Source organism: Endozoicomonas numazuensis, from assembly GCF_000722635.1.
Lineage (GTDB): Bacteria > Pseudomonadota > Gammaproteobacteria > Pseudomonadales > Endozoicomonadaceae > Endozoicomonas_A > Endozoicomonas_A numazuensis.
On the sequence record NZ_JOKH01000001.1, the window covers coordinates 634,019 to 656,143 of the forward strand.

Annotated in this window: 23 protein-coding genes; 7 read left to right on the top strand and 16 right to left on the bottom strand. The window is 46.8% G+C overall.

Going from position 1 to position 22,125, the window contains the following annotated elements; all coding sequences use genetic code 11:
- Positions 1-112: 112 nt before the first annotated feature.
- Positions 113-547 (bottom strand): IS200/IS605 family transposase, encoded by a 435-nt coding sequence (tnpA, locus tag GZ78_RS02765; protein ID WP_034833922.1) that lies wholly within the window; start codon positions 545-547, stop codon positions 113-115.
- 313 nt (positions 548-860) lie between these two features.
- On the opposite strand from tnpA, the gene GZ78_RS29300 reads away from it, so the two are divergent.
- Complete coding sequence (locus GZ78_RS29300; protein WP_161787290.1) at positions 861-1,007, top strand: hypothetical protein; 147 nt, start codon at positions 861-863, stop codon at positions 1,005-1,007.
- A 21-nt stretch (positions 1,008-1,028) separates the two neighbouring features.
- On the opposite strand, the gene GZ78_RS02770 is transcribed toward GZ78_RS29300, so the two are convergent.
- On the bottom strand, positions 1,029-1,346 hold the full coding sequence (locus GZ78_RS02770) for a hypothetical protein (protein ID WP_034832605.1): 318 nt from the start codon (positions 1,344-1,346) through the stop codon (positions 1,029-1,031).
- 118 nt (positions 1,347-1,464) lie between these two features.
- Positions 1,465-1,653: a VOC family protein gene (locus GZ78_RS02775; protein WP_201772639.1), complete on the bottom strand. Its 189-nt coding sequence runs from the start codon at positions 1,651-1,653 to the stop codon at positions 1,465-1,467.
- Between the two features lie 142 nt (positions 1,654-1,795).
- Between GZ78_RS02775 and GZ78_RS02780 the strand changes: the two genes are divergently transcribed.
- Positions 1,796-3,133: an IS1380 family transposase gene (locus tag GZ78_RS02780; RefSeq protein ID WP_034832607.1), complete on the top strand. Its 1,338-nt coding sequence runs from the start codon at positions 1,796-1,798 to the stop codon at positions 3,131-3,133.
- Between the two features lie 387 nt (positions 3,134-3,520).
- Here GZ78_RS02780 and GZ78_RS02785 read toward each other — a convergent pair whose 3' ends face one another.
- On the bottom strand, positions 3,521-3,838 hold the full coding sequence (locus GZ78_RS02785; RefSeq protein ID WP_034832609.1) for a hypothetical protein: 318 nt from the start codon (positions 3,836-3,838) through the stop codon (positions 3,521-3,523).
- A 194-nt stretch (positions 3,839-4,032) separates the two neighbouring features.
- Here GZ78_RS02785 and GZ78_RS02790 point away from each other — a divergent pair, with 194 nt between their 5' ends.
- Positions 4,033-4,683: a class I SAM-dependent methyltransferase gene (locus GZ78_RS02790; protein ID WP_034832610.1), complete on the top strand. Its 651-nt coding sequence runs from the start codon at positions 4,033-4,035 to the stop codon at positions 4,681-4,683.
- A gap of 581 nt (positions 4,684-5,264) precedes the next feature.
- Entirely contained in the window at positions 5,265-6,596 is a 1,332-nt protein-coding gene (locus GZ78_RS02800; RefSeq protein WP_051785757.1) for a transposase, read from the top strand.
- A 243-nt stretch (positions 6,597-6,839) separates the two neighbouring features.
- On the opposite strand, the gene GZ78_RS02805 is transcribed toward GZ78_RS02800, so the two are convergent.
- From GZ78_RS02805 to GZ78_RS02840, 7 genes are all read right to left on the bottom strand, one after another.
- Positions 6,840-7,514: an HAD family hydrolase gene (locus GZ78_RS02805; RefSeq protein WP_034832613.1), complete on the bottom strand. Its 675-nt coding sequence runs from the start codon at positions 7,512-7,514 to the stop codon at positions 6,840-6,842.
- A 185-nt stretch (positions 7,515-7,699) separates the two neighbouring features.
- Positions 7,700-8,725, bottom strand: a complete 1,026-nt coding sequence (gene tdh / locus GZ78_RS02810) for an L-threonine 3-dehydrogenase (protein WP_034832615.1) — start codon at positions 8,723-8,725, stop codon at positions 7,700-7,702.
- Positions 8,726-8,806: 81 nt separating this feature from the next.
- Positions 8,807-10,006, bottom strand: a complete 1,200-nt coding sequence (locus GZ78_RS02815; RefSeq protein ID WP_034834063.1) for a glycine C-acetyltransferase — start codon at positions 10,004-10,006, stop codon at positions 8,807-8,809.
- A gap of 228 nt (positions 10,007-10,234) precedes the next feature.
- The gene (locus tag GZ78_RS02820) at positions 10,235-10,507 is read right to left on the bottom strand and encodes a MarC family protein (protein ID WP_034832621.1); all 273 of its coding nucleotides are present in this window, start codon (positions 10,505-10,507) and stop codon (positions 10,235-10,237) included.
- A gap of 84 nt (positions 10,508-10,591) precedes the next feature.
- The gene (gene cysN / locus GZ78_RS02825; RefSeq protein WP_034832623.1) at positions 10,592-12,211 is read right to left on the bottom strand and encodes a sulfate adenylyltransferase subunit CysN; all 1,620 of its coding nucleotides are present in this window, start codon (positions 12,209-12,211) and stop codon (positions 10,592-10,594) included.
- Entirely contained in the window at positions 12,211-13,167 is a 957-nt protein-coding gene (gene cysD / locus GZ78_RS02830; protein WP_051785758.1) for a sulfate adenylyltransferase subunit CysD, read from the bottom strand. The genes cysN and cysD overlap by 1 nt, the downstream gene beginning before the upstream one ends.
- Before the next feature lie 419 nt (positions 13,168-13,586).
- Positions 13,587-14,348 carry a Nif3-like dinuclear metal center hexameric protein gene (locus GZ78_RS02840; RefSeq protein ID WP_034832627.1) on the bottom strand — a complete coding sequence of 254 codons (762 nt, stop codon included), beginning with the start codon at positions 14,346-14,348 and terminating at the stop codon, positions 13,587-13,589.
- A 195-nt stretch (positions 14,349-14,543) separates the two neighbouring features.
- Here GZ78_RS02840 and GZ78_RS02845 point away from each other — a divergent pair, with 195 nt between their 5' ends.
- Positions 14,544-15,671 (top strand): S1C family serine protease, encoded by a 1,128-nt coding sequence (locus tag GZ78_RS02845; protein ID WP_034832629.1) that lies wholly within the window; start codon positions 14,544-14,546, stop codon positions 15,669-15,671.
- 503 nt (positions 15,672-16,174) lie between these two features.
- On the opposite strand, the gene GZ78_RS02855 is transcribed toward GZ78_RS02845, so the two are convergent.
- Positions 16,175-16,867 carry a TVP38/TMEM64 family protein gene (locus tag GZ78_RS02855; protein WP_034832632.1) on the bottom strand — a complete coding sequence of 231 codons (693 nt, stop codon included), beginning with the start codon at positions 16,865-16,867 and terminating at the stop codon, positions 16,175-16,177.
- Between the two features lie 189 nt (positions 16,868-17,056).
- Here GZ78_RS02855 and GZ78_RS02865 point away from each other — a divergent pair, with 189 nt between their 5' ends.
- Complete coding sequence (locus GZ78_RS02865) at positions 17,057-17,467, top strand: CBS domain-containing protein (RefSeq protein WP_034832635.1); 411 nt, start codon at positions 17,057-17,059, stop codon at positions 17,465-17,467.
- A 232-nt stretch (positions 17,468-17,699) separates the two neighbouring features.
- Here the strand turns inward: GZ78_RS02865 and hisD are convergent, their stop codons facing one another.
- Positions 17,700-19,004 (bottom strand): histidinol dehydrogenase, encoded by a 1,305-nt coding sequence (gene hisD, locus GZ78_RS02870; RefSeq protein ID WP_034832637.1) that lies wholly within the window; start codon positions 19,002-19,004, stop codon positions 17,700-17,702.
- Between the two features lie 94 nt (positions 19,005-19,098).
- On the opposite strand from hisD, the gene GZ78_RS02875 reads away from it, so the two are divergent.
- The gene (locus GZ78_RS02875) at positions 19,099-19,515 is read left to right on the top strand and encodes a hypothetical protein (protein WP_034832639.1); all 417 of its coding nucleotides are present in this window, start codon (positions 19,099-19,101) and stop codon (positions 19,513-19,515) included.
- On the opposite strand, the gene hisG is transcribed toward GZ78_RS02875, so the two are convergent.
- The 3 genes from hisG to GZ78_RS02890 form a co-directional block, all read right to left on the bottom strand.
- Complete coding sequence (gene hisG / locus GZ78_RS02880; RefSeq protein WP_034832641.1) at positions 19,512-20,156, bottom strand: ATP phosphoribosyltransferase; 645 nt, start codon at positions 20,154-20,156, stop codon at positions 19,512-19,514. The two genes, GZ78_RS02875 and hisG, sit on opposite strands and share 4 nt — an antisense overlap.
- A 185-nt stretch (positions 20,157-20,341) precedes the next feature.
- Positions 20,342-21,604 (bottom strand): UDP-N-acetylglucosamine 1-carboxyvinyltransferase, encoded by a 1,263-nt coding sequence (gene murA / locus GZ78_RS02885; RefSeq protein WP_034834067.1) that lies wholly within the window; start codon positions 21,602-21,604, stop codon positions 20,342-20,344.
- Positions 21,605-21,630: 26 nt separating this feature from the next.
- Positions 21,631-21,870: a BolA family protein gene (locus GZ78_RS02890; protein WP_034834068.1), complete on the bottom strand. Its 240-nt coding sequence runs from the start codon at positions 21,868-21,870 to the stop codon at positions 21,631-21,633.
- Positions 21,871-22,125: the final 255 nt, after the last annotated feature.

Consider the following 22,125-nt stretch of genomic DNA (forward strand, 5'->3'; position numbering starts at 1 on the left):
AAAGTAAATGATCCACGTTCATAGAACGTGGTTTTGCTTTATGCCCCCTAAAAGGGGGCTAATACCGCCAGCCTTCAGAGAAGGCTGGTGAGAGTTGTCCCAAGATTGAAAATTATTTCCTGAAATCTATCTCCTGCTGGAGACGCTCTCTTTTCTCCTGATACTTCACATATTTGCGTATCATTTCTGCATCAACACCAACGGTATCAACACAATATCCCTTAGCCCAAAAGTGATTGCCCCAATATGGCCTCTTCTTCAAATACGGGAATTTCGAAAACAGCCTCAGAGCCGTACGACCCTTCACCGTTCCCAAAAGCGTTGAAATCGAAACCTTCGGAGGTACCTTCACCAGCAAATGTACATGGTCATTTTGGATGTTCAGCTCAACTACCGTACAACCAAGCTGACTACAAAATACCTGAATGCTGTTGTGAACATCAGCTTTTACAGCTCCGGTTAAGACACGAAACCGATACTTTGGTACCCAAACTATGTGGTATTGGCAATGCCAGATGACATGCGTTAACTTCTCAAATCTACTCATGTTACTTCCTATCTCTAGTAGTTGTGGGGACAACTCAGAGATAAGGAGTAGCATGGGTAGTTCATGGCAGGCGGAGCCAACCATTCATGACCACGTCCATAGGACGTGGATTTTCACGATGCATTAAAAGAGAAGAGTCGTCAAACTGGAACGACACCGGATGAGGCAAAGTAAACAATCACTAAGTAGATTTGGGTGACTACCCACTCCGATTACTTTAGTTTTCTGTCCTTCTTTGAAGCCTGAGCCTTTCTACCGTGTCGATTTTTGGGTTGCTGACCGATATAACCCCCTACTCATTAGCGATGGATTTATGGGAAATTCTCACAATGACATTCTGGGTATTAAAGCCCCTGACTACGCCATGGCAGGTCGTTGGAAGAAAGATGGAACAGCAACAGGAAGGATGGCACTCAGGGAACAAGCCCTTTTCATCATAAGAAAAGCGCTTGTCTCGTAGAAATGAAATCTGGAAAAAGTATTAGCCTGCTTTTTGAGCGTTTAAACCACTGGCCACGGCAACAGGTTTGCTTTGAAAAGGATCTGTTTTGTAGTCAAGACAGGCACGAACAAACTTCAGACAGGCAAGGATGGTTAAAACAGCAGCAATGGAGCAGCTGACAATCACTGGAGCACTGGCAAAAAGCCGCAGAACAGGCTCAAGAAAATCGATAGCGATAAACTCAATTGTGCCCTGTGGGTTGTACTTCATAGCTACGACCGCTATTGCAACACCTATCAGGAAAAGACTGACCAAGATGTCCATCGTCAGCCGGTACTTGCGATACGCTTTAATCATGCAGAAGAGCACCTGAAAACGTCCATTTTATCACGGTGCCTAAAATTCAGATTGCGTAGATATACTGCATTTGACTTAACATCTTAAATGTAAAAGCCCATCAATTTGAAACTCAACCTTAAAGATAAACAACAGCTTCTACATTATTCCCATCAGGGTCCAGTAGAAATGCCGCATAGTAGCCTGGTGCATACTGCTCTCGGACTCCGGGCTCTCCATTGCACTGGAACCCACCACTGATACCTGCCTGATGAAATTGTTCAACAGCAGCCTTACTGGTTGCAGCCCCATCATCAGCCCACTTCAACTCAACCTCCAAAGGCTCAAGTACAGTTTCAATCCTGAATCCGTGACTTCATCAGCAATAAAAAAGCCTTAAAGCCATCCACCGAAAGGGGTGTAGGCTAAAATACGACCTACTCGTTTTTTCACTGAATAGGTGAATTTTTGTGGAACTCCATTTTGAGCAGTCTGATACGGAATTCTATACACCATTTGCTGGCCTTGCCTTTATTGGTCACGCCCTCAATAAAAAAACATCCCTCAAAAAATCACTCCGTAAGATTAAGAAGCGACATGGAATCGCCAATATTGATTTAGTGCGTGCTTATGTTGGCTTGCTGGCCCTCGGCAAAAATGACTTTGACGCCATTGACACCCTTCGCCATGACGATTGGTTCCAGCAATGCATGGGAATAAAACAGATGCCATCTGCCAGTCGATTGCGCCAGCGCTTTAATGAAGATGCTACCCAGCTTATTCCGCTGATTGAGGAAAGTCTTGCTGAGTTGCTTATAGAACTTGATGCTCCGCTTACACCACTTCCAAAAGAACTTGATCGCCAACAGCATATACCATTAGATATGGATGTCACGCCTCAAGACAATAGCAACTCCAAGAAAGAAGGAGTGAGTTGGACATATAAACACTTTTTCGGCTACTCCCCCATTATGGCTTACCTTGGGCAAGAAGGCTGGTGCATGGGGTGTGAGTTGCGACCAGGTTCGCAACACTCGCAAAATGATTTCATCCCATTCCTGGGTGCCGTTTTACAGAGAGTACGTCGTATAACGCAACAGCCGATATTGCTTCGGCTCGATAGTGCTCACGATGCTGAAGATACCCGCATGGCCGTTGCTCAACATGCTAACGTTGACCACATAATTAAATTGAATCCTCGCCAACAGTACACCTCCAAGGCCTGGCTACCTAAGTTTGAAGCAGCGAAGGTAGAGTGGCATGAGCTACGAGCAGGTAAGCACTATGCGACTTTGACTATTAACCATGGAGCTCACTATGGTCATCAGCGACTGATTATCAAAATGGTCAGACGAACGTCAGATGCCGTTGGTCAGATGTTTCTAACTCCAGACTACGAGCTGGAAGGTTGGTGGACAACATTGAATGAAGAAGAATACAGCGATAACGACGTTATTCTGCTGTATGAGAATCACGCCACCAGTGAGCAATTTCACAGTGAATTAAAAACCGATATGGATCTGGAAAGGCTTCCTTCTGGAAAGTTCGATACTAATGATTTAGTAATGTGTCTGGGCGCATTAACTTATAATATGCTGCGTTACATGGGGCAATCTTGTTTGCTGGGGCCGCAGTCACCTGTTCGTCATCAGGCAGCAAGGAGAAGAATAAAAACCGTCATGCAGGAGTTGATTTATCAGGCTGCCCGCTTTTTGGAGGCAGGCCGTCGCAAAATACTACGATTTGGCCGATATAGCCCGGCACTCCAAGTGTTTATGGGGCTTTATCCAGAAAAAATGCTTTGTTAGCCATCAATATTATTCTGTCTTTCTGAAATGAATGCCAGGTCTTGGTAGGTGATGCATCGCCTGAATTTCAAAATAATGACAAAAACAGCTGGGTTCTTTGCTGGATTGTTCTGTTATTTCCTGATCAAAGTAGTAATAAAGTGATTTGCGGTAAGGTTGGAGCTTAAATTACACGATTTTCTCGAGATTAATTAAGAACTCACTGATTCAGGTCATAGAATGATTTACACGACTCAAAGTTAATTGTTTTTATTTCAAAGTGGTCAATCACAGGAGCACCTTTAATTGTAAGGTCAAGAAAACAGTCAGGAAAACAGTCAGGAAACACTCTCAGAAAATCACGAAAAACCAGATGAACCCCATTTATTCAGCCCTTACAAAGTCCACTTATCCTCCAGCCATAATATAAGGATAAATAAAGCCACATAGAAACGAGAGAACATATGATACATAGGCTTTTTTATCATTCACCGACTCACCACCTTTTAGTTCAATAGAAAAAATTTTACATATCAAGCCCCAAGAGAAAACCCATATCAAGAAAAGAGTTAATAGAAAAAGAGGGATTTCAATCGTCCTTATACCACCTGTTATTACACAAATAGATTCAACTTTGCATGCTCTATATGAACTAAATAGTGCTCCCACTGAAAAAACAATAAAATTGATCAAAAACCATATATTTTTATTTGATATTCCTGTCATGGAAGTGACCTTTTTATCCTAATTAAATCTACAAGACAATCCGGGTTATAACAGCCTATTCTGCCAGATTTCCTGCTGATGAAGTTAAATTTCTTGCCTTAATATCTAAATCCTTTACCCTAATAGCACACTCACATTTTGTCATTTATCAGACGTCGATAGCTGACTCAGCGCTAAAATAATAAGGCCAAGGAATGACAGATCTTCGTTTGTGTTACCAAACTGTAGAGTTTGGAAAAACAGATATCCATCTTTGTACTTTGCGCAATAAACAGGAGTTTCATGACCCTGCTGGCATTGCAGAGAAACTCGGTATTTGCTCCGCCTCCTGGCCTATTTTTGGCGTGGTCTGGCCATCCAGCCTGGTACTTGCTCACTATATTTCTGACTACCAAACCACTTCAAAACGCATACTGGAAGTCGGCTGTGGCATGGCGCTCTCCAGCTTGCTACTGAACAAGAAAAATGCCGATATAACAGCTACTGATTACCATCCGGAAGTGAGCAAATTTTTAGAGAGAAACACCTCTCTTAACAATGACAAAGCTATTGACTTTGAGCAAACAGACTGGGCTAACAAAGACGATAGCCTGGGACTTTTTGATCTGATTATCGGCAGTGATTTATTGTACGAAGACTCTCATATTGATTTGCTGGCCAATTTTATTGAATCTCACTCAAATCCAAGCTGTGAAGTTATTATTGTTGATCCAGGACGAGGAAGAAAAAATAAATTAAGTACACGTATGGAATCATTTGGTTTTAAATCAACGCATCAAAAGCCTACTCACACAGATTACCTTGATCAGGAATTTAAAGGCTATGCTTTGAAATTCATACGTTAACTAGAAACAGCGTATTTTAAAATTATTTTTAAAAAATCGGTTCATTTAAAGTTATGGTTTCATGATTCATACTTTCAAAAAAAATCATCAAACAAGCTAATTTAAATAAAGGATTATTAATAACACAAATAATTAATAAACCCGAAATACTAATATGAAAGACACTTAAGATTGAAGACTCTGATCTGATGCCAAAATTACTTCCTTATTCAAATCCACACAAAATCTGCTCGGACTGAGCTGTTGAAGCCCAATGCCACCAACCTTCGATAGGCTCAAGGTGAACGGAGTTCATGTTTTAATCGGGAAGTTATTTCAAGACAAATCCTATGTTATTTCAGGACAAATTCTTAGTGTGCTTTTTCGTAGAGTAGCCCTTCTGAAGAAGGGCAATGAAAGACTCTTAAATCTACAGGAAAAGTGCGAAAAATTTTTGCTATTAATTGCTTAGTGCATCCCAGCAATTCCCGCTTAATTGATTCCGATCAATAGTACCAAGGGATTAAGGCTGACTCGACAATCAGGAAATTGTAAACTTTCAACAAGATTATTCCAGATTTTATGTGTGTTGTTATTTTACTGTGCCGCCATCCAATCGAAAGACTGTTGCTGAAAAACTGATCACCATTGTCTCTAAAGAAGCTTCGAAAATTCCTGATTTTCGCAAAAGAATCAATGAGGATTCAATTCCACTTCATGACGCCATCATGAGCGGTCTTGCCGTCATGCACTTGAAGTATCCGTCACTGCTTCAGTTTGACCGTGATTGTGTAAAAAAACCGGATAAGTTACGTAACCTGAAATCGTTATACAGAGTTGGACAAGTCCCTTGTGACACCTACCTTCGGGAGATGCTTGACCCCATTGAAACTCGCTATTTCCGCAAGTTCTTTACCCGGCTGTTTGCTTTTGTTCAACGCTCCGGGCGCCTCAGGCAGTTCGAATATTTTGACGAAGGCTATCTCGCGCCAATTGATGGAACTGGACATTTCAGCTCAGGTAAAATTGACTGCCCGGAATGCTGCGTAAAAAAGCCAGGTAGCAAGAATCCTCAGTACTATCACCAGCTATTAGCTTGCTGTCTGGTAAAGCCGGGCAAAAAGGAAGTACTCCCTTTAATGCCGGAACCCATTATTCAGCAGGTGGATGCCTCAAAGAATGACTGTGAAAAAACGGCGTTGAAACGACTTCTGTCAAACATATCCAGAGAGCACCCACACCTTAAGCTGGTTCTGAACTTCGACGATCTTTACTCCGACGGCCCGACCATCAAGCTGGTGAAATCCCACGGATACAGCTTCATCATGGTGGCAAAGGACACTTCGCATACGTCGCTTTATGAATCGGTTGACGAACTGGATAAGGCTGACAAAGTGAAACGCTATCAGTTTACCGATGAAAAGGGTCATAAGCATTGGTTCCGGTTCGTGAACAACGTCTCCATCAATAAGTCTCATAAAAAGACACTGGTCAACTACCTCGAATACGTCGAAACTGATCCGAAAGGCAAAAAATACGTCAACACATGGATAACCGATATTCAACTCACTCAGGAGAATGTGGCGAAAGTCATGCGAGGAGGCCGCGCTAAGTGGAAAATTGAGAACGAAACCTTTAACACGCTAAAAACACAGGGCTACCACCTCGAACACAATTACGGGCACGGAAAGCAACATCTGGCGACCAATCTGGCCTGCCTGACGTTCAGCGCCTTCCTCATCGACCAGATAGAGCAGCTGGCTTGCAAGTTCTTCCAGCAGGCTCTTGAAGCAAAGAAGTCCAAAAAAGCGCTATGGCATGCGATCAGGGGATTATTTGACTGGTTCACCATCGAAAACTGGGAAGACGTGTTTGCAGCGATTACTGAAGGCAGGAGTGCCAGCTTAAAGCACCTAGTAGTTGATACCACGTAGCAAAGATACTGGTGGCCCTGATTTCCTGTGTTTAGAACTTGCTGACAGATTGACTGATTAAGCAGTCGGGTGTTGTTCGGCCCGAATAAATGGCATCAAAATAATCTATTGGATCGAACATTTATTAATGGTCAGCGGGAATTGCTGAGTGCATCCAAGCGTTAATTACCATAAAAAACCTGTTCATCCTGAGCCTGTCAAAGGATGAACGGTATGGGGTATAACGCTTGGCTGTTCTCGATGCTATTGATCATCTTTCAGAATTTCTGGAAAGACACTTTCCAACTGTTCATCACGATAATGCCCAATATTACAGAGGGTTCCTTTCAACTCTTTGGCAGGATGGGTGGTTGTTACTCCGACGACTCTTGCTCCTGCTGCCAGGCCAGACTGTATTCCAGCGAGAGAGTCTTCAAACACCAGGCTTTCATCGGGTTGAACACCAAGTTGCTCCATACAGGTCTGATAAATTTGAGGATCAGGCTTCCCTCTTTCAATCATTCCCTGATGCACCAGCACATCAAAGTTGCCTCTGATGCCCAGACCATCCAGAATAAAATCCAGATTTGAAACCGGGGCGGATGTGCCCACTGCGAGACGAATACCCGCTTTTTTCAGTAACTTCAGAAAATCATGGAGTCCACTGATGGGTCTGAGATGATGTTCGTAGAGATCTCTGAAAATCTGTTCTTTTTCTTCCCCCAGCCTTTTCACTTCGACTTCATTCAGATGACTACCAAACAGCATGGCAACCAGTTCAGAATTCACTCTGCCTGATATACGGCGATTGTATTCTTCACTAGAGATATCCATTCCATGGCGCTTGAGAAATAACTGCCAGGCTTTTCTGTGATAGTCATTGTTATCCACAATCACTCCGTCCATGTCGAATAACACAGCTTCTAAATTCGCAGGCATCGGTCTTCCTCACTCCCTGGCACCTATAGGTGGGACAGCATCTATCAGTTGGGAATTGGTTGAGTGTTGTTTCACAGATTGACGACTTTGCTGGATAAATATAGTCGCAGTCAGCAAAGTCGACTATGGAATTGACAGACCTATGTTAAGAATCAGAAAGACCCTTAACATAGGTAGAAGTGAGATCAGCCCCAGTCGAGAATCACTTTGCCGGACTGACCGGAACCCATGACTTCAAAACCGTCCTTGAACTCATCCACTGACATTCGGTGAGTAATCACTGGAGAGATATCCAGGCCAGACTGAAGCATGCTGACCATTTTATACCAGGTCTCATACATCTCACGGCCATAAATACCCTTTATCACCAGACCTTTGAAAATCACCTGGTTCCAGTCAATGGTGGTGTCGCTGGAAGGAATACCCAGCAAAGACACCTTGCCGCCATAGTTCATACATTCCAGCATTTGCTGGAAAGCACGACCATTACCAGACATTTCCAGGCCCACGTCAAAGCCTTCTACCATCCCCAGCTCTTCCATCACGACTTTCAGGTCTTCGGTGGCTACATTAACGGCACGGGTAGCGCCCATTTTACGAGCCAGATCCAGACGGTATTCATTCACATCGGTAATGACGACATTACGGGCACCGACATGCTTACAAATCGCTACCGCCATGATGCCGATAGGACCAGCACCAGTGATCAAAATGTCTTCACCCACCAGATCAAACGACAATGCAGTATGTACCGCATTACCAAACGGGTCGAAGATGGAAGCCAGTTCATCACTGATGTCATCAGGAATCGGAAACGCATTGGTTGCCGGAATGCACAAATATTCTGCAAAGGCTCCGTCGCGATTAACGCCCACACCTACGGTAAAGTTACATAAATGACGGCGGCCGGCACGGCAGTTGCGGCAGTGACCACAGGTAATATGACCTTCGCCGGACACACGCTGGCCAATTTCAAAGCCACGTACACCCTCACCCATTTCCACGATTTCACCAATAAATTCGTGGCCCACATGCATACCGACAGGAATGGTTTTTTGAGACCACTCATCCCAGTTATAGATGTGCATGTCTGTTCCACAGATCGCTGTTTTGCGTATCTTGATCAGAACATCGTTATAACCAGGTTCTGGCTTGGGCTTGTCGGCCAGCCAGATGCCTTTTTCAGCTTTCAGTTTTGCCAGGGTTTTCATGTCAGGTTCCTATACACTTAGCTCGCAGACGCTCTCAGGCGACTTTCTCAAGCGGCTTTAACCAGCCTTTCAGGAGGCTCTTCAGGAGAGCACGCCCAGTTCACGACCCACTTTGGCAAAGGCCGCTATCACGCGCTCCATATGCTCCTGATTATGAGCAGCCGACATCTGGGTACGAATTCGGGCTGCGCCCCTTGGTACCACAGGGAAAGAGAACCCTACTACATAGATTCCCTCTTTCAGCATTCGTTCCGCGAACTCGGAAGCCAGCGAAGCATCACCCAACATTACAGGAATAATGGCATGGCCGTTACCGGCCAGGGTAAAGCCCAGTTTTTCCATCTCGGTGCGGAAGTATTCAGAGTTGTGACGCAGCTTTTCCCGAAGCTCTCCACCGGATTCGAGCATATCCAGAACCTTGATGGATGCGCTGGCAATGGTTGGGCTCAGGGTGTTGGAGAACAGGTAAGGACGAGAACGATTACGCAGCCAGTCGATCACTTCCGGGCTACGGGCGGATGTATAGCCACCAGACGCTCCGCCCAGAGCCTTACCCAGCGTACCGGTAATAATGTCTACACGGTCCATGACTCCACAGTATTCGTGGGTACCCCGACCATTTTCACCGACAAAGCCTACTGCGTGGGAATCGTCTACCATCACCATGGCATCGTACTTGTCTGCCAGGTCACAGACACCTTCAAGATTGGCAATTACGCCATCCATGGAGAACACCCCATCAGTCGCAATCAGCTTGTATCGGGCTCCAGCTTCTGTGGCTTCTTTCAGCCTGGCTTCCAGATCGGCCATATCGTTGTTGGCATAACGAAAACGTTTGGCTTTGCACAGGCGTACACCATCAATGATGCTGGCATGGTTCAGAGAGTCACTGATGATCGCATCTTCTGGCCCCAGCAGGGTTTCGAACAGACCGGCATTGGCGTCAAAGCAGGAGGAGTACAGGATAGTGTCGTTCATGCCCAGAAATTCAGAAATACGCTTTTCCAGCACTTTGTGAACATCCTGGGTACCACAGATAAAACGTACAGAAGCCATGCCATAGCCGTACTTATCCAGTGCCTGCTTGCCTGCTTCTATCAGCTCTGGCGAGTTGGCCAGTCCAAGGTAGTTGTTGGCACAGAAGTTAATAACCTCCTCACCGGTTTTAACAGTGATATCAGCCTGCTGCTGGGAAGTAATAACACGCTCGCTTTTATACAAACCTTCTTTTTTAAGGTCTTCCAGCTGCTCACGCAGTCCAGCGTAAAAGTCGGCTTTCATTTCGGCTCCAGGAAACAAAGGATATGAGGAGACCAACCAGGACACACAGCTCATGCGCTATCTCGGTCAGACTCTGAGGGAAGCAGTCCTGATTCAGCCTCCAAACCTATATCAGGCTGAATAAAGTACCAATACCCCATTGTAGAAGAAATGCAATAGTGAATCAGGGAGTCGCGACTCTGTACCAGCATTTGTACCTATTTCACCTGCATTCCCTAATACCTTGTTTCATTCAGGTGGCAAAGGCAACCAGCCAAGGGTGGCCAGTCCTTCAATACAGATTTCCACTGAGAGGGCTGTAATCAGTAGCCCTATAATCCTGACAAGAACGTTGGTTCCGTTCACTCTCAGTACTTTGCAGGTATAGTCAGCCAGACGAAACAGAACCCAGGTAATGATCACAGTCAGTCCACCCGGGTTCGCCAGGGATGTTTTTTCTGCTTGTGAAAAATGGCGTGTTACAGAAAGAAAAAGCGGGAAATGCGATTCACCCCGAAACATGAAAATGACTACATGAGCTGATAGAGCTGCATTTTCATTGTAAAAAGGCTATCGCAGCCGGAGTTCTGCGATAGCCCATCTCTGTTATAGAGACAGAGAATTCACCAAAGTCGACAGACTGTCAGACTCATTAATACTGTGAACCACCTCAACGTCCAGATCTTTCAGCTCGGTCTTTGCAACCAGAACAACCAGACCAGCAAGAAGTAAGGCTTGTGCTTTCTGAATCCAGTATTGATCTTGCTGATCAACCACCACTGGCAGCAGACCACTATCAAACAAGTGACGTTCAACTTTCTGAAGGTATCCGTCAGCGCCGTCTACCAGGACGACTGCAGACTGCTGACCAAGACGATTGGCTCTGTCACTGGCACGAACCTGATCGACCGTATCGCCATCATTGACTGCGGATTCAACCATTCCAGCCGCAACCGTCGCGTTACTCAGACGATCAATCACGATAAATGCACCGGTCTGACGGTTATCCTGATAACGGTCAAAGACCACAGGCTGTGTCAGAACCAGTTGGCAGGAGCCAATTTCATTAAGAGCCAGCTCATTGGCATCCTGTTGCTCCAGAGTGTTGATATCCACCCTGTGGTTAATACCCGAGAAGCTGCCTGCCACTTTAGCGGTTGCGAACTTGATCAGATACTGGCGCCCGGGCTTCATGGACTGCTCGGCCATCCAGACAACACTGGCATTCAGGTGAGAAGACACGGAAATATCGTCTTGTGCATGCACCAGCATGTCACCACGACTGATATCGATCTCGTCTTCCAGTGTTAATGTGACAGCCTGACCCGCAAAACCTTTTGCCAGATCACCGTCGTACGTCACTACTCTTTCAACAGCACTTTCCAGCCCTGAAGGTAATACTTTTACTCGATCGCCGGGCTTCACTACGCCTGAGGCAATGGTTCCCGCATAGCCCCGGAAATCCAGATCGGGTCGGCTTACGTACTGTACCGGAAGTCGGAAATCATCAAGGTTGCGGTCATTAGCCACCTCAACACTCTCCATCACCTCCATGAGGGTCTGACCGGTATACCAGTCGGCCTGTTCACTGCGATGGACCACGTTATCGCCATCCAGTGCAGAAACAGGCACAAACCGAACATCTCCCAGATTCAGCGACTCTGAAAAATCCAGATACTGATTTCGAATCTCTTCAAAACGTTCCTGACTAAAACCCACCAGGTCCATCTTGTTAATAGCCACGACCAGATGTTTGATACCCAGCAGGCTGGCTATATAAGTGTGACGACGAGTCTGAGTCAAAACCCCTTGACGGGCATCCACCAGAATAATGGCCATATCACAGGTAGATGCACCGGTTGCCATATTTCGGGTGTATTGTTCGTGCCCCGGAGTATCGGCAATGATGTACTTTCTGTTTTCTGTAGAAAAGTAACGGTAGGCCACATCAATAGTAATGCCCTGCTCACGTTCGGCCTGCAAGCCATCCACCAGCAGCGCCAGATCGACCTTTTCACCCTGGGTTCCTACCCGTTTACTGTCGTTTTCAACAGAAGCCAGCTGATCTTCATAAATCATGCTGGTGTCATGTAAAAGTCGGCCAATCAGGGTACTTTTACCATCATCCACACTACCACAGGTCAGAAAACGCAGAATTTCTTTCTGTTCATGACGGTGAAGGTATTCCTGAATATCGGAAGCAATCAGATCAGATTGATGAGACATTAGAAATACCCCTCTTGTTTTTTCTTCTCCATGGAACCGGAACTGTCATGATCAATAACACGCCCCTGTCGTTCAGAAGTTTTAGTGAGCAGCATTTCCTGAATAACATCAGGCAGTGTGTCTGCTTCTGACTCCACAGCTCCGGTCAAGGGATAGCAGCCCAATGTCCGAAAGCGAACTTTTTTCATTACCGGTTTCTCACCCGGTTCCAAAGGCATACGTTCATCGTCAACCATAATCAGGTTGCCATCACGCTCTACGACTGGACGCTCTTTTGAAAGATAAAGAGGCACAATGGGAATATTCTCGCGATAGATATACTGCCAGATATCCAGCTCAGTCCAGTTGGAAAGAGGAAAGACTCGAATACTCTCACCCTTTTCCACTTCGCTGTTATAGATATTCCAGAGCTCTGGGCGCTGATTCTTGGGATCCCAGCGATGGTTCTTATCCCTGAAGGAATAAACACGTTCCTTGGCCCGAGACTTTTCTTCATCACGACGGGCTCCGCCAAATGCAGCGTCAAAACCGTGCTTGTTCAGCGCCTGTTTCAAGCCCTGGGTTTTCATAATGTCGGTATGCTTGGCACTGCCGTGAGAGAAAGGCCCCACACCTTGCTCGACCCCTTCCTGGTTGATATGGACAATCAATTCAAGACCCAAATCGTCAACCATCTGATCACGGAACTGAATCATTTCACGGAATTTCCATGTGGTGTCCACATGCATAAGTGGGAAAGGAGGTTTACCTGGATAAAAGGCTTTCATGGCCAGATGCAGCATGACTGCTGAATCTTTACCGATGGAATAAAGCATAACCGGGTTATCAAACTCGGCAGCGACTTCCCTGATTATCTGGATGCTTTCTGCTTCGAGCTGCTTCAAATGGTTGAGGCGCTCTCCAGAAAGTTCGTTAGCACGCTCTTGGGTGCTCTCCTGGGTGACTGTTTCAGACATGAATGCTAGACCCGAAGCTGGCTTAGAATTGTTCTTAGTTCGAATACTAGCAGCACTAATGGAATATAAAACAATAAAACTATATCAATAATTCATAACATTATATTGATCGTTACCTGTCCTTACGCCCACGTCCAAAGAATCTACCGCGCAAGCCGCTTCTGGGCTTTTCAGAATTAGATGTCTCCCTCTCCGCCACATTTTGCTCAGGGATAGTGTCATAAATGGGATCAATACTTTCATAGTCTGACGCAGCTGAAAGCTGTTTTCCGAACCATGAGCTTTTCCTGCACCACCTATTGCATCCACGATGTTTCATCCCAGGTTCATTATCATATCTGTTACATCAACAGCAAAAAAAGATCAAAGAGATAAAGTGTTGGACATGGAAGGGGCCAGCGGGAAGCTGGCCGCATCAATCAGACTGGAGAATCGATATCGACAAAAGTATGCTCAATACCATACTTGGCCTGTAGCCACTCCCCTAACGCTTTGGCACCATAACGTTCCGTCGCGTGGTGTCCGGCACTGATGTAGTGAATACCATTTTCGCGGGCAAAATGAACCGTGGATTCGGAGATTTCGCCACTGACATAAGCATCTACATTCAGATCAAGAGCCAGATCAATCATGCGCTGAGCACCGCCTGTACACCAGGCCAGAGTTTTTATTTTGTGATCACCGCCTGAAATCAGCAAGGGCTTACGTCCCAGTTTCTCTTCAATCTGACCTCCTAGCTCTTCCAGAGAAACAGGAGCCTGAGGTCTGCCCCAGCTGCCTACAGAGCGTGCTTTACCGGGCTCCATTCCGCCCTCTGTTTTCCAGCCCAGGAGTTTGGCTAACTGAGCATTGTTACCCAGTTCCAGATGCCCATCCAGAGGCAAGTGATAACTGATCAAACTGATATTATGCTTGAGAAGAGTTTCAATCCTGCGCTTCTTCATACCGACAATGGCCGAATCTTCACCCTTCCAGAAGTAACCATGGTGAACCAGTATGGCGTCCGCTTTCAGCTCTACAGCCTTATCGATCAGAGCCTGGCAAGCCGTTACGCCGGTGACCAGGCGTTTGACCTGGCTAGTACCTTCGACCTGAAGACCGTTAGGGCAGTAATCTTTGAACAGCCCGGGCTGTAGTTCATCTTCCAGAATTTTCACCAGCTGTTTCAGGGTGACGCTCATCTTACACTCCACTGTTTATCAAATCCGAGAGCCTGCCTCATCATGATCATGACCCGCTTCTTGCAGGTTCGGGGGCTATCTATCAGCCACAAAATACAGGTATATTAAGGGATTATACTGCTGGTTTTCGGGTTTCAAGAGTTTTTATTTCCAGCAACAACAAAATCTCTGCCCACAATCATCGATAAGCAAACCATGAAGAAATTCCTCAATCAGTTCATCTACCCCGCCCTGTCTGGTCTGATTGTGGCCTTTCTGGTAATAATGCTGGCTCCGAACTGGCTGGGCTTACCCCAACTGAACTTCAATAATGTGCTCAACAAAGGAGAACAGCTGCTGGGCATTGGTCAGGTCTCCTATAGCTCAGCCGTCAAGATTGCCGCACCTGCAGTGGTTAACATTGCTACGGCAACTCTGGTGAATGAGTCCAGCCGTTCCAGAATGCCCAAGAGCCCCTTCACAGAAAATAACCTTGGCCGTGCCAAGGTAGAAACCAGTCTGGGTTCCGGTGTCATTATCAGCGATGACGGCTACCTGCTGACCAACAATCACGTTATTGAAGGAGCCGATAGAATCGTTGCGGTTCTGAAAGATGGCCGGGAAGTATCGGCCTCCATAGTCGGCAGGGATCCGGAAACGGACCTGGCAGTTTTAAAGATCGACCTGAAAGACCTTCCCAGCCTGGACCTGGTAGACTCTGGCCAAACCGAGGTGGGTGATGTGGTACTGGCTATAGGCAACCCATTTGGACTGGGCCAGACCGTCACCATGGGAATTATCAGCGCCACCGGCAGGAATGACCTGAGCCTGAATACCTACGAAGATTTTATTCAAACAGATGCCGCCATCAATGTCGGAAACTCTGGTGGAGCCTTGATCAGTGCACGGGGTGAGTTACTGGGCATCAATACTCTGCTGTTTTCCAGAGGCGGTGGCAACGAAGGTGTTGGCTTTGCTATTCCGTCCAGCATGGCTCGATTTGTTACTCAGTCCATCATCAAATACGGTCGTGTTGTCAGGGGATGGCTGGGGATCGAGTCACAACCCCTCACCAGCCAGCTGGCAGAAGCTTACGGGGTAGAAAACAATGCAGGTATTCTGATTTCTGGAGTCTACGACAATGGCCCTGCCGATAAAGCAGGCCTGAGACGTGGGGACATTCTGACAGCTATTAATAACATCAGCACCAGTGATGGCAAGAAAGTCATGAACATGGTTGCTCAGGAGCCACCGGGCAGTGAAGTCACCTTACAGATTCTGCGAAACAACAAACCGCTGGAAATGAAGGCGGTGGTCGCCACTCGTCCCAATATGGTCAACTGATTGCGGTTCAAGCCTGAAAGCAGAATATCTGCTCATGATTTTCAGGCTGACTGTTTCATTTTTATCAGCTGCAGCAGCCAATGCCTGCTTTTTACTTTGCTTGCCCAGTTGATAATGGCTCAAGACCATTCTGCCTTCTGTCTTGTTGCGAAGACTGAAGCCAAAGCCAAAGCCATTAAAATCGGCCAGATGCTCAATAGGAAAAAACTGATCAACAAAGGAGTCGTGATAGAAACCACAGTCAGAGTTGCATTCCGTGGAAAACCACAGCCATTTTTCATACACAGACTGTTCCACTGAAACACAGACTTTCTTGCCGGAAGCATGACAAACCGCTTCTGTTTCAGGATCCCCCACAGCCCAGGCACTGAGACAGAGCAAAATCAGATATACACTCGCAGACAATGACCACCGAACTACTCTGCACATGCTTGCCTCAATCTGTTGAACTCAGACAGAAAAACATAGCAGTTGTTCAGTGAACTTGTCTGTTAACTGCCCAGTTAGACAGTCAGCGCCTGTTTTAAAGCACGATTCAACAGATAGAACAGCCCCCCAACAGATACGATGATCAGTAGTATCACCAGCCAGCTTGAGTGAGGCGCTGACACTTCGCCATTCATCAGGGAAACAATGTCCTGAGCTTTGAGCCCCAGCCAGATGGAAAACAGGGTTCTGGGGAGCATACCCAGGAACCCACCCAGCAGGAAAACCGAAAAACGGACTTTCAGTGCAGGCATTAACAGATTCATTAATGCAAAAGGCAGAACGGGTGACAGCCTGACCAGAAACATCAAGCTCCAACTACTGGCATTGAGGACTTCCAGTGCTTTTTTGACTCGTGGGCTGTTTTGAATGGAATGCATCAAGTGTCCGCCATCCAAAATCGCCCCCACCAGATAGCCCATAGCCGATGCCAACAGATAGGCTGGTAACATATATGGGATAGCTTTCCAGCCCAGAAAAAAACCTGCCACCAAAGCAATAAACGTGCTGGGTGTCAAAGCCAGAGCCATAGTCAATGCGCTCAGGATAAAAAAAGGAAGCCACTGCCCAATACTTAAAGCGGATAAATCTGCCTGATACTGAATTAACAGAGAGACTGTCCAGGAACTGAAAAGTAAAGGAATACTGCTCAGTAAACCGGCACCAATAACAGACTTTCTGTTTTCCCTGAGAATGGATGAAAACGACATGTGGAGAGAAGATTCTATAAAACGACAGACTAACAGATCCAGGGGTGGAACCAAACTGGCACTCTTTGTGCAAAGTATCTGTCATAGCGCCCAATTTCAGATCATTCAGAATAATAACGCGCTTAAAAACGGTGCAACACGAAATCCATGCACCAAGTCAGAGCAGAGATACTTTTAAGGAAGGCGTACATGAACTCACTTCAAGTTAACGACTTAATGGACCACCAGCCCCTTACTGTCAGCGCCAACATCGGAGTTATCGTTGCCCTCAGACAATTGCTAAAGAAGGGGCTCTCCGCAGCACCCGTTGTTAATGATGAGGGAGAACTTCAGGGTATTCTCTCAGAAGCTGACTGCATGAAAGGCACACTGCTCGGAGGCTATTTTGAACAAATTGGCGAACTGGTCAGCCACCGGATGAGCACAACAGTCTGCACCGTTACACCCGATACCGACCTGGTCAGTGCGGCCAAAATCATGCTGGATAACAAGCGTCGTGTACTACCCGTGGTAGAATCGGGAAAAGTTGTGGGGCTGCTAACACGAACCAAGGTTCTTGCCGAAATCATGGAGCGCATTGATAGCCCGAGTCATGCCTAAGATGAAAAACCAGAAGTTTATATTATTCAAAGTCTTGAAGCAGGACGAATAATATAAGCTCTTCTGGTCAATGGGTCATGGTGGCTTCTTCCTTTCAGGAAAAGCTGATTTTGAAGTAAGGTCTCTACTGGGACAGCATTCGATGACTTATAGAATCGGTACTACTCATTAACAGAAAACGCCCAGAGACCACTGAATACAGCAGCCTCCAAAGCCGATTACTTTACATCGTTTATTTTTTTATACGGTACTCTGCTGAACGGGCGTGAGCCGTCAGGGACTCCCCTCGCGCCAGTACAGAAGCCACTTTACCCATTTCTGAAGCGCCTTCTGGTGAGAAGTGAATCAGTGAAGAGCGCTTCTGGAAATCGTAAACACCCAGCGGGGAAGAAAACCGGGCAGTACCGGAAGTAGGTAATACGTGGTTCGGGCCGGCACAGTAATCACCCAGAGCTTCTGCAGTGTAACGCCCCATGAAAATAGCGCCCGCATGACGAATATCCGCCAGCAGAGCCTTGGGGTCTTCTACTGACAACTCCAGGTGTTCAGGAGCAATTCGATTGGTGACTTCACAGGCGGCCTTCATATCCGGAACATGGATCATAATACCTCTGTTGTTCACAGATTCGGCAATGATCTTCTTACGCTCCATTTCAGGCAGTAATCGACGCATGCTTTCCTGAACCTGATCAAGAAATGCCTTATCCGGAGACACCAGAATCGCCTGAGCGTCTTCATCATGTTCGGCCTGGGAGAACAGATCCATGGCAATCCAGTCTGGATCTGTACGACCATCGCACACTACCATAATTTCAGATGGGCCTGCGATCATATCGATACCCACCTGACCAAATACTTCACGCTTGGCGGTAGCAACATAGATATTGCCCGGGCCAACAATTTTGTCTACGCCTGGAACGGTTTCTGTACCATAAGCCAAAGCGGCTACTGCCTGGGCACCACCCACAGTAAATACTTTCTTAACACCAGCCACCGCAGCAGCAGCCAGAACCATGTCATTGACGACACCATCCGGAGTAGGCACCACCATGATAATTTCTTTCACACCCGCAACATGAGCAGGGATGGCATTCATCAAGACAGATGAAGGGTAGGAAGCCTTACCACCCGGTACATAGAGACCCACACGATCCATAGGCAACACCTGTTGCCCAAGTAAGGTTCCGTCCTCTTCCTCGTAGGTCCAGGAAGATTGCACCTGACGCTCGTGATAACTTCTGATTCTGCTGGCAGCCACTTCAAGAGCCTGTCTTTGCTCCTGGGGGATAGTTTCCAGAGCTTTCTGAAGTTGATCTTCTCCCAGCGTCAGCTCTTTCATACTCGATACTGAAAGGCGGTCGAAGCGATGAGTGAATTCGATTAAAGCCTCGTCTCCCCGGGCACGCACTTGCGCAATAATATGCTTAACCCGATGCTGAACCTCTTCATCTGAGACACTGTCCCAGGCCAGCAGATGATCCAGCTGCTCATTGAAATCCTGGTTCTCGTAGCTCAGTTGTACAGGGTTCACAGTCATCGAATTACTCCGTCGCACTATTTACTATGAAAATGCCGCTTATTCAGGCTCTGTAGTCATTTTCATATTTCGGTATGAGCTGCATTTTCCGCTCATGGCTGTTTACTATGAAAATGCCGCTTATTCAGGCTCTGTAGTCATTTTCATATTTCGGTATGAGCTGCATTTTCCGCTCATGGCTGTTTACTATGAAAATGCCGCTTATTCAGGCTCTGTAGTCATTTTCATATTTCGGTATGAGCTGCATTTTCCGCTCATGGCTGTTTACTATGAAAATGCCGCTTATTCAGGCTCTGTAGTCATTTTCATATTTCGGTATGAGCTGCATTTTCCGCTCATGGCTGTTTACTATGAAAATGCCGCTTATTCAGTCTCTGTAGCCATTTTCATGTTTTGGGATGAGCAGCACTTTGCGCTCATGGCTGTTTACTATGAAAATGCAGCTATAACAGACTTTGTAGCCATTTTCATGTTTTGGGATGAGCAGCATTTTCCGCTCATGGCTGTTTAATTAGTCTGGGCATCTACTGCAGCACTCAGCTGCTGAATCAATGCATTAATGGCTTCAAATTTCACTTTCATAGAAGCTTTATTTACAACCAGTCTGGAAGAAATATCGGTGATCAGGTCTCTTGGCTCAAGTCCATTGGCCCTGAGTGTATTACCGGTATCTACAACATCAATAATGATGTCTGCCAGGCCGACCAGAGGTGCCAACTCCATTGAGCCATAGAGCTTGATAATATCAGCCTGACGCCCCTGGGAGGCATAGTAACGTTTGGCGACATTCACAAATTTGGTAGCGACCTTAACCCGACCCGTTGCCGGCTCTTCATACCCGGTTTTACCTGCTGTCATCAGTTTGCATTGTGCAATCTGAAGATCCAGTGGCTCATAAAGTTCTGTCGAGCCATGTTCCAGCAGCACGTCTTTTCCTGCCACACCCACATCCGCCGCACCATATTCAACATAGGTAGGCACATCACTGGCTCTGACAATCAGCAGATTGACGTCTGCATGAGTCGTTGGAATGATCAGTTTCCGACTCTTGGCAGGATCTTCAGCTAATTCAATACCGGCTGCCTTGAGCAGAGGTAACGTATCTTTAAGTATGCGCCCTTTGGAAAGCGCTATTGTGATCTGGCTGGACATCTGGGACAGGCTTCCTTCGCGTTAAGGTGCGTAGTTTACACCAAACAGAAGATAACGTGAGGGGGTACAAGCCAGCGCAGACAGGGAATTTTGCAATTTAATCAGGAAAAACATCAGGAAAAGGTGAAGAAGGGGAATCAGAAGCAATGGGAGGCTGAAACAGCCCCCCCAAAAAAGTCAATCAATCAGGCAGGGACACGACGAATTTTCGCACCCAGCTGCTGAAGCTTTTCTTCAATACATTCGTAACCACGATCGATGTGGTAGATCCGCTCAACCACCGTATCACCTTCAGCAATCAAACCAGCAATAACCAGACTGGCAGATGCTCTGAGGTCCGTTGCCATAACCGGCGCAGCTTTCAGAGAATCAACCCCCTTGATCACAACCGTGTTGCCTTCCACTTTCACGTCAGCGCCCATGCGCCTCATTTCCTGTACGTGCATGAAACGGTTTTCAAAGACGGTTTCAGTAATACTGCCTACACCTTCTGCAATCAGATTCAGAGCAGTGAACTGAGCCTGTATATCGGTAGGCATGGCTGGATAAGGTGCGGTTCTCAGGTCAATAGAACCCGGACGCTTTCCTCTCATATCCAGCTCAATCCAGTCTTCACCCCACTCAACAGAAGCTCCTGCCTCGCGAAGTTTGATCAGAATGGCGTCCAGCAGATCGGGCTGAGTATCCTTGAGTCGAACGCGACCTCCGGTTGCTGCAGCAGCAATCAGGTAAGTACCGGTTTCAATACGGTCAGGCAGAACAGAGTAAGTACACCCATGAAGACGCTCAACACCCTGAACCCGGATAACATCCGTGCCGGCACCTTCTATTTTGGCGCCCATGGTCATCAGGCATTCCGCCAGATCCACCACTTCGGGCTCACGGGCAGCATTCTCAATAATGGTCTCGCCATCAGCCAGACAAGCCGCCATGAGAATGTTCTCAGTACCGGTTACTGTGACGGTATCCATAAAGATACGAGCCCCTTTCAGGCGATCTTTGACGCTGGCCTTGATATAACCATCTTCAACGACAATATCTGCCCCCATGGCCTGCAGGCCACGAATGTGCAGATCGACCGGACGGCTGCCAATGGCACAACCACCTGGAAGAGAGACTTCTGCCCGACCGAACCGAGCCAGTAGCGGACCCAATACCAGAATGGAAGCCCTCATGGTTTTCACCAGTTCATACGGGGCTCTCAACTGCTTGATAGTACTGGCATGAACTTCTACGTTCATCCGCTCATCCACCATCAGATCAATACCCATGCAGCCAAACAGCTCAAACATGGTGGTAATGTCGTGCAAATGAGGAAGGTTGCAAACGGTGACAGGGTCATCCGCCAGCAGGGTTGCTGCCAGAATAGGCAGTGCAGAGTTTTTAGCACCAGAGATACGGATCTCGCCATCCAGACGCGTACCACCAGTGATGATCAGTTTATCCATCATAATATTCACCTGTGATCCGCTGGTTAGGCCTGGCGTTGGGCTTCTGAAGGTGTCAGGGTGGTCATGGTCACCGCATGAATGGCACCACTGGCGATCAGTTCATTCAGGTGCTTGTACACCATCTGCTGACGTTTGACAGGCAGAGCCCCTTCAAACTGGTCACTGATAATGGTCAGCCGAAAGTCACAGCCTTCCCCTTCTACCAGAACCTCTGATCCGGGGATACTCTCTTCCAGCAGCGCCTTCACTTCGGTGGCTTGCATGCATTCACCTCTCAAAACAGTCATAAGGCGGAGAAGCCGCCCCATGCCTAAAGCATAAACACAAAAACACCGCCGAACAGCGGTATTTCCATGAAAAAAATAGTGGATATGATGGCAATCAGGAGCCTGCCGGACTCATGCTTTTGAGCATGACGCTCTGCTCCCCTTGGCCACCAAGTCTTAGCCAACAGCCATTCAACAAGCTGACACCACTCGAGTGTGCTTGCGGGCAAACCGATGAATCATATCGGACAT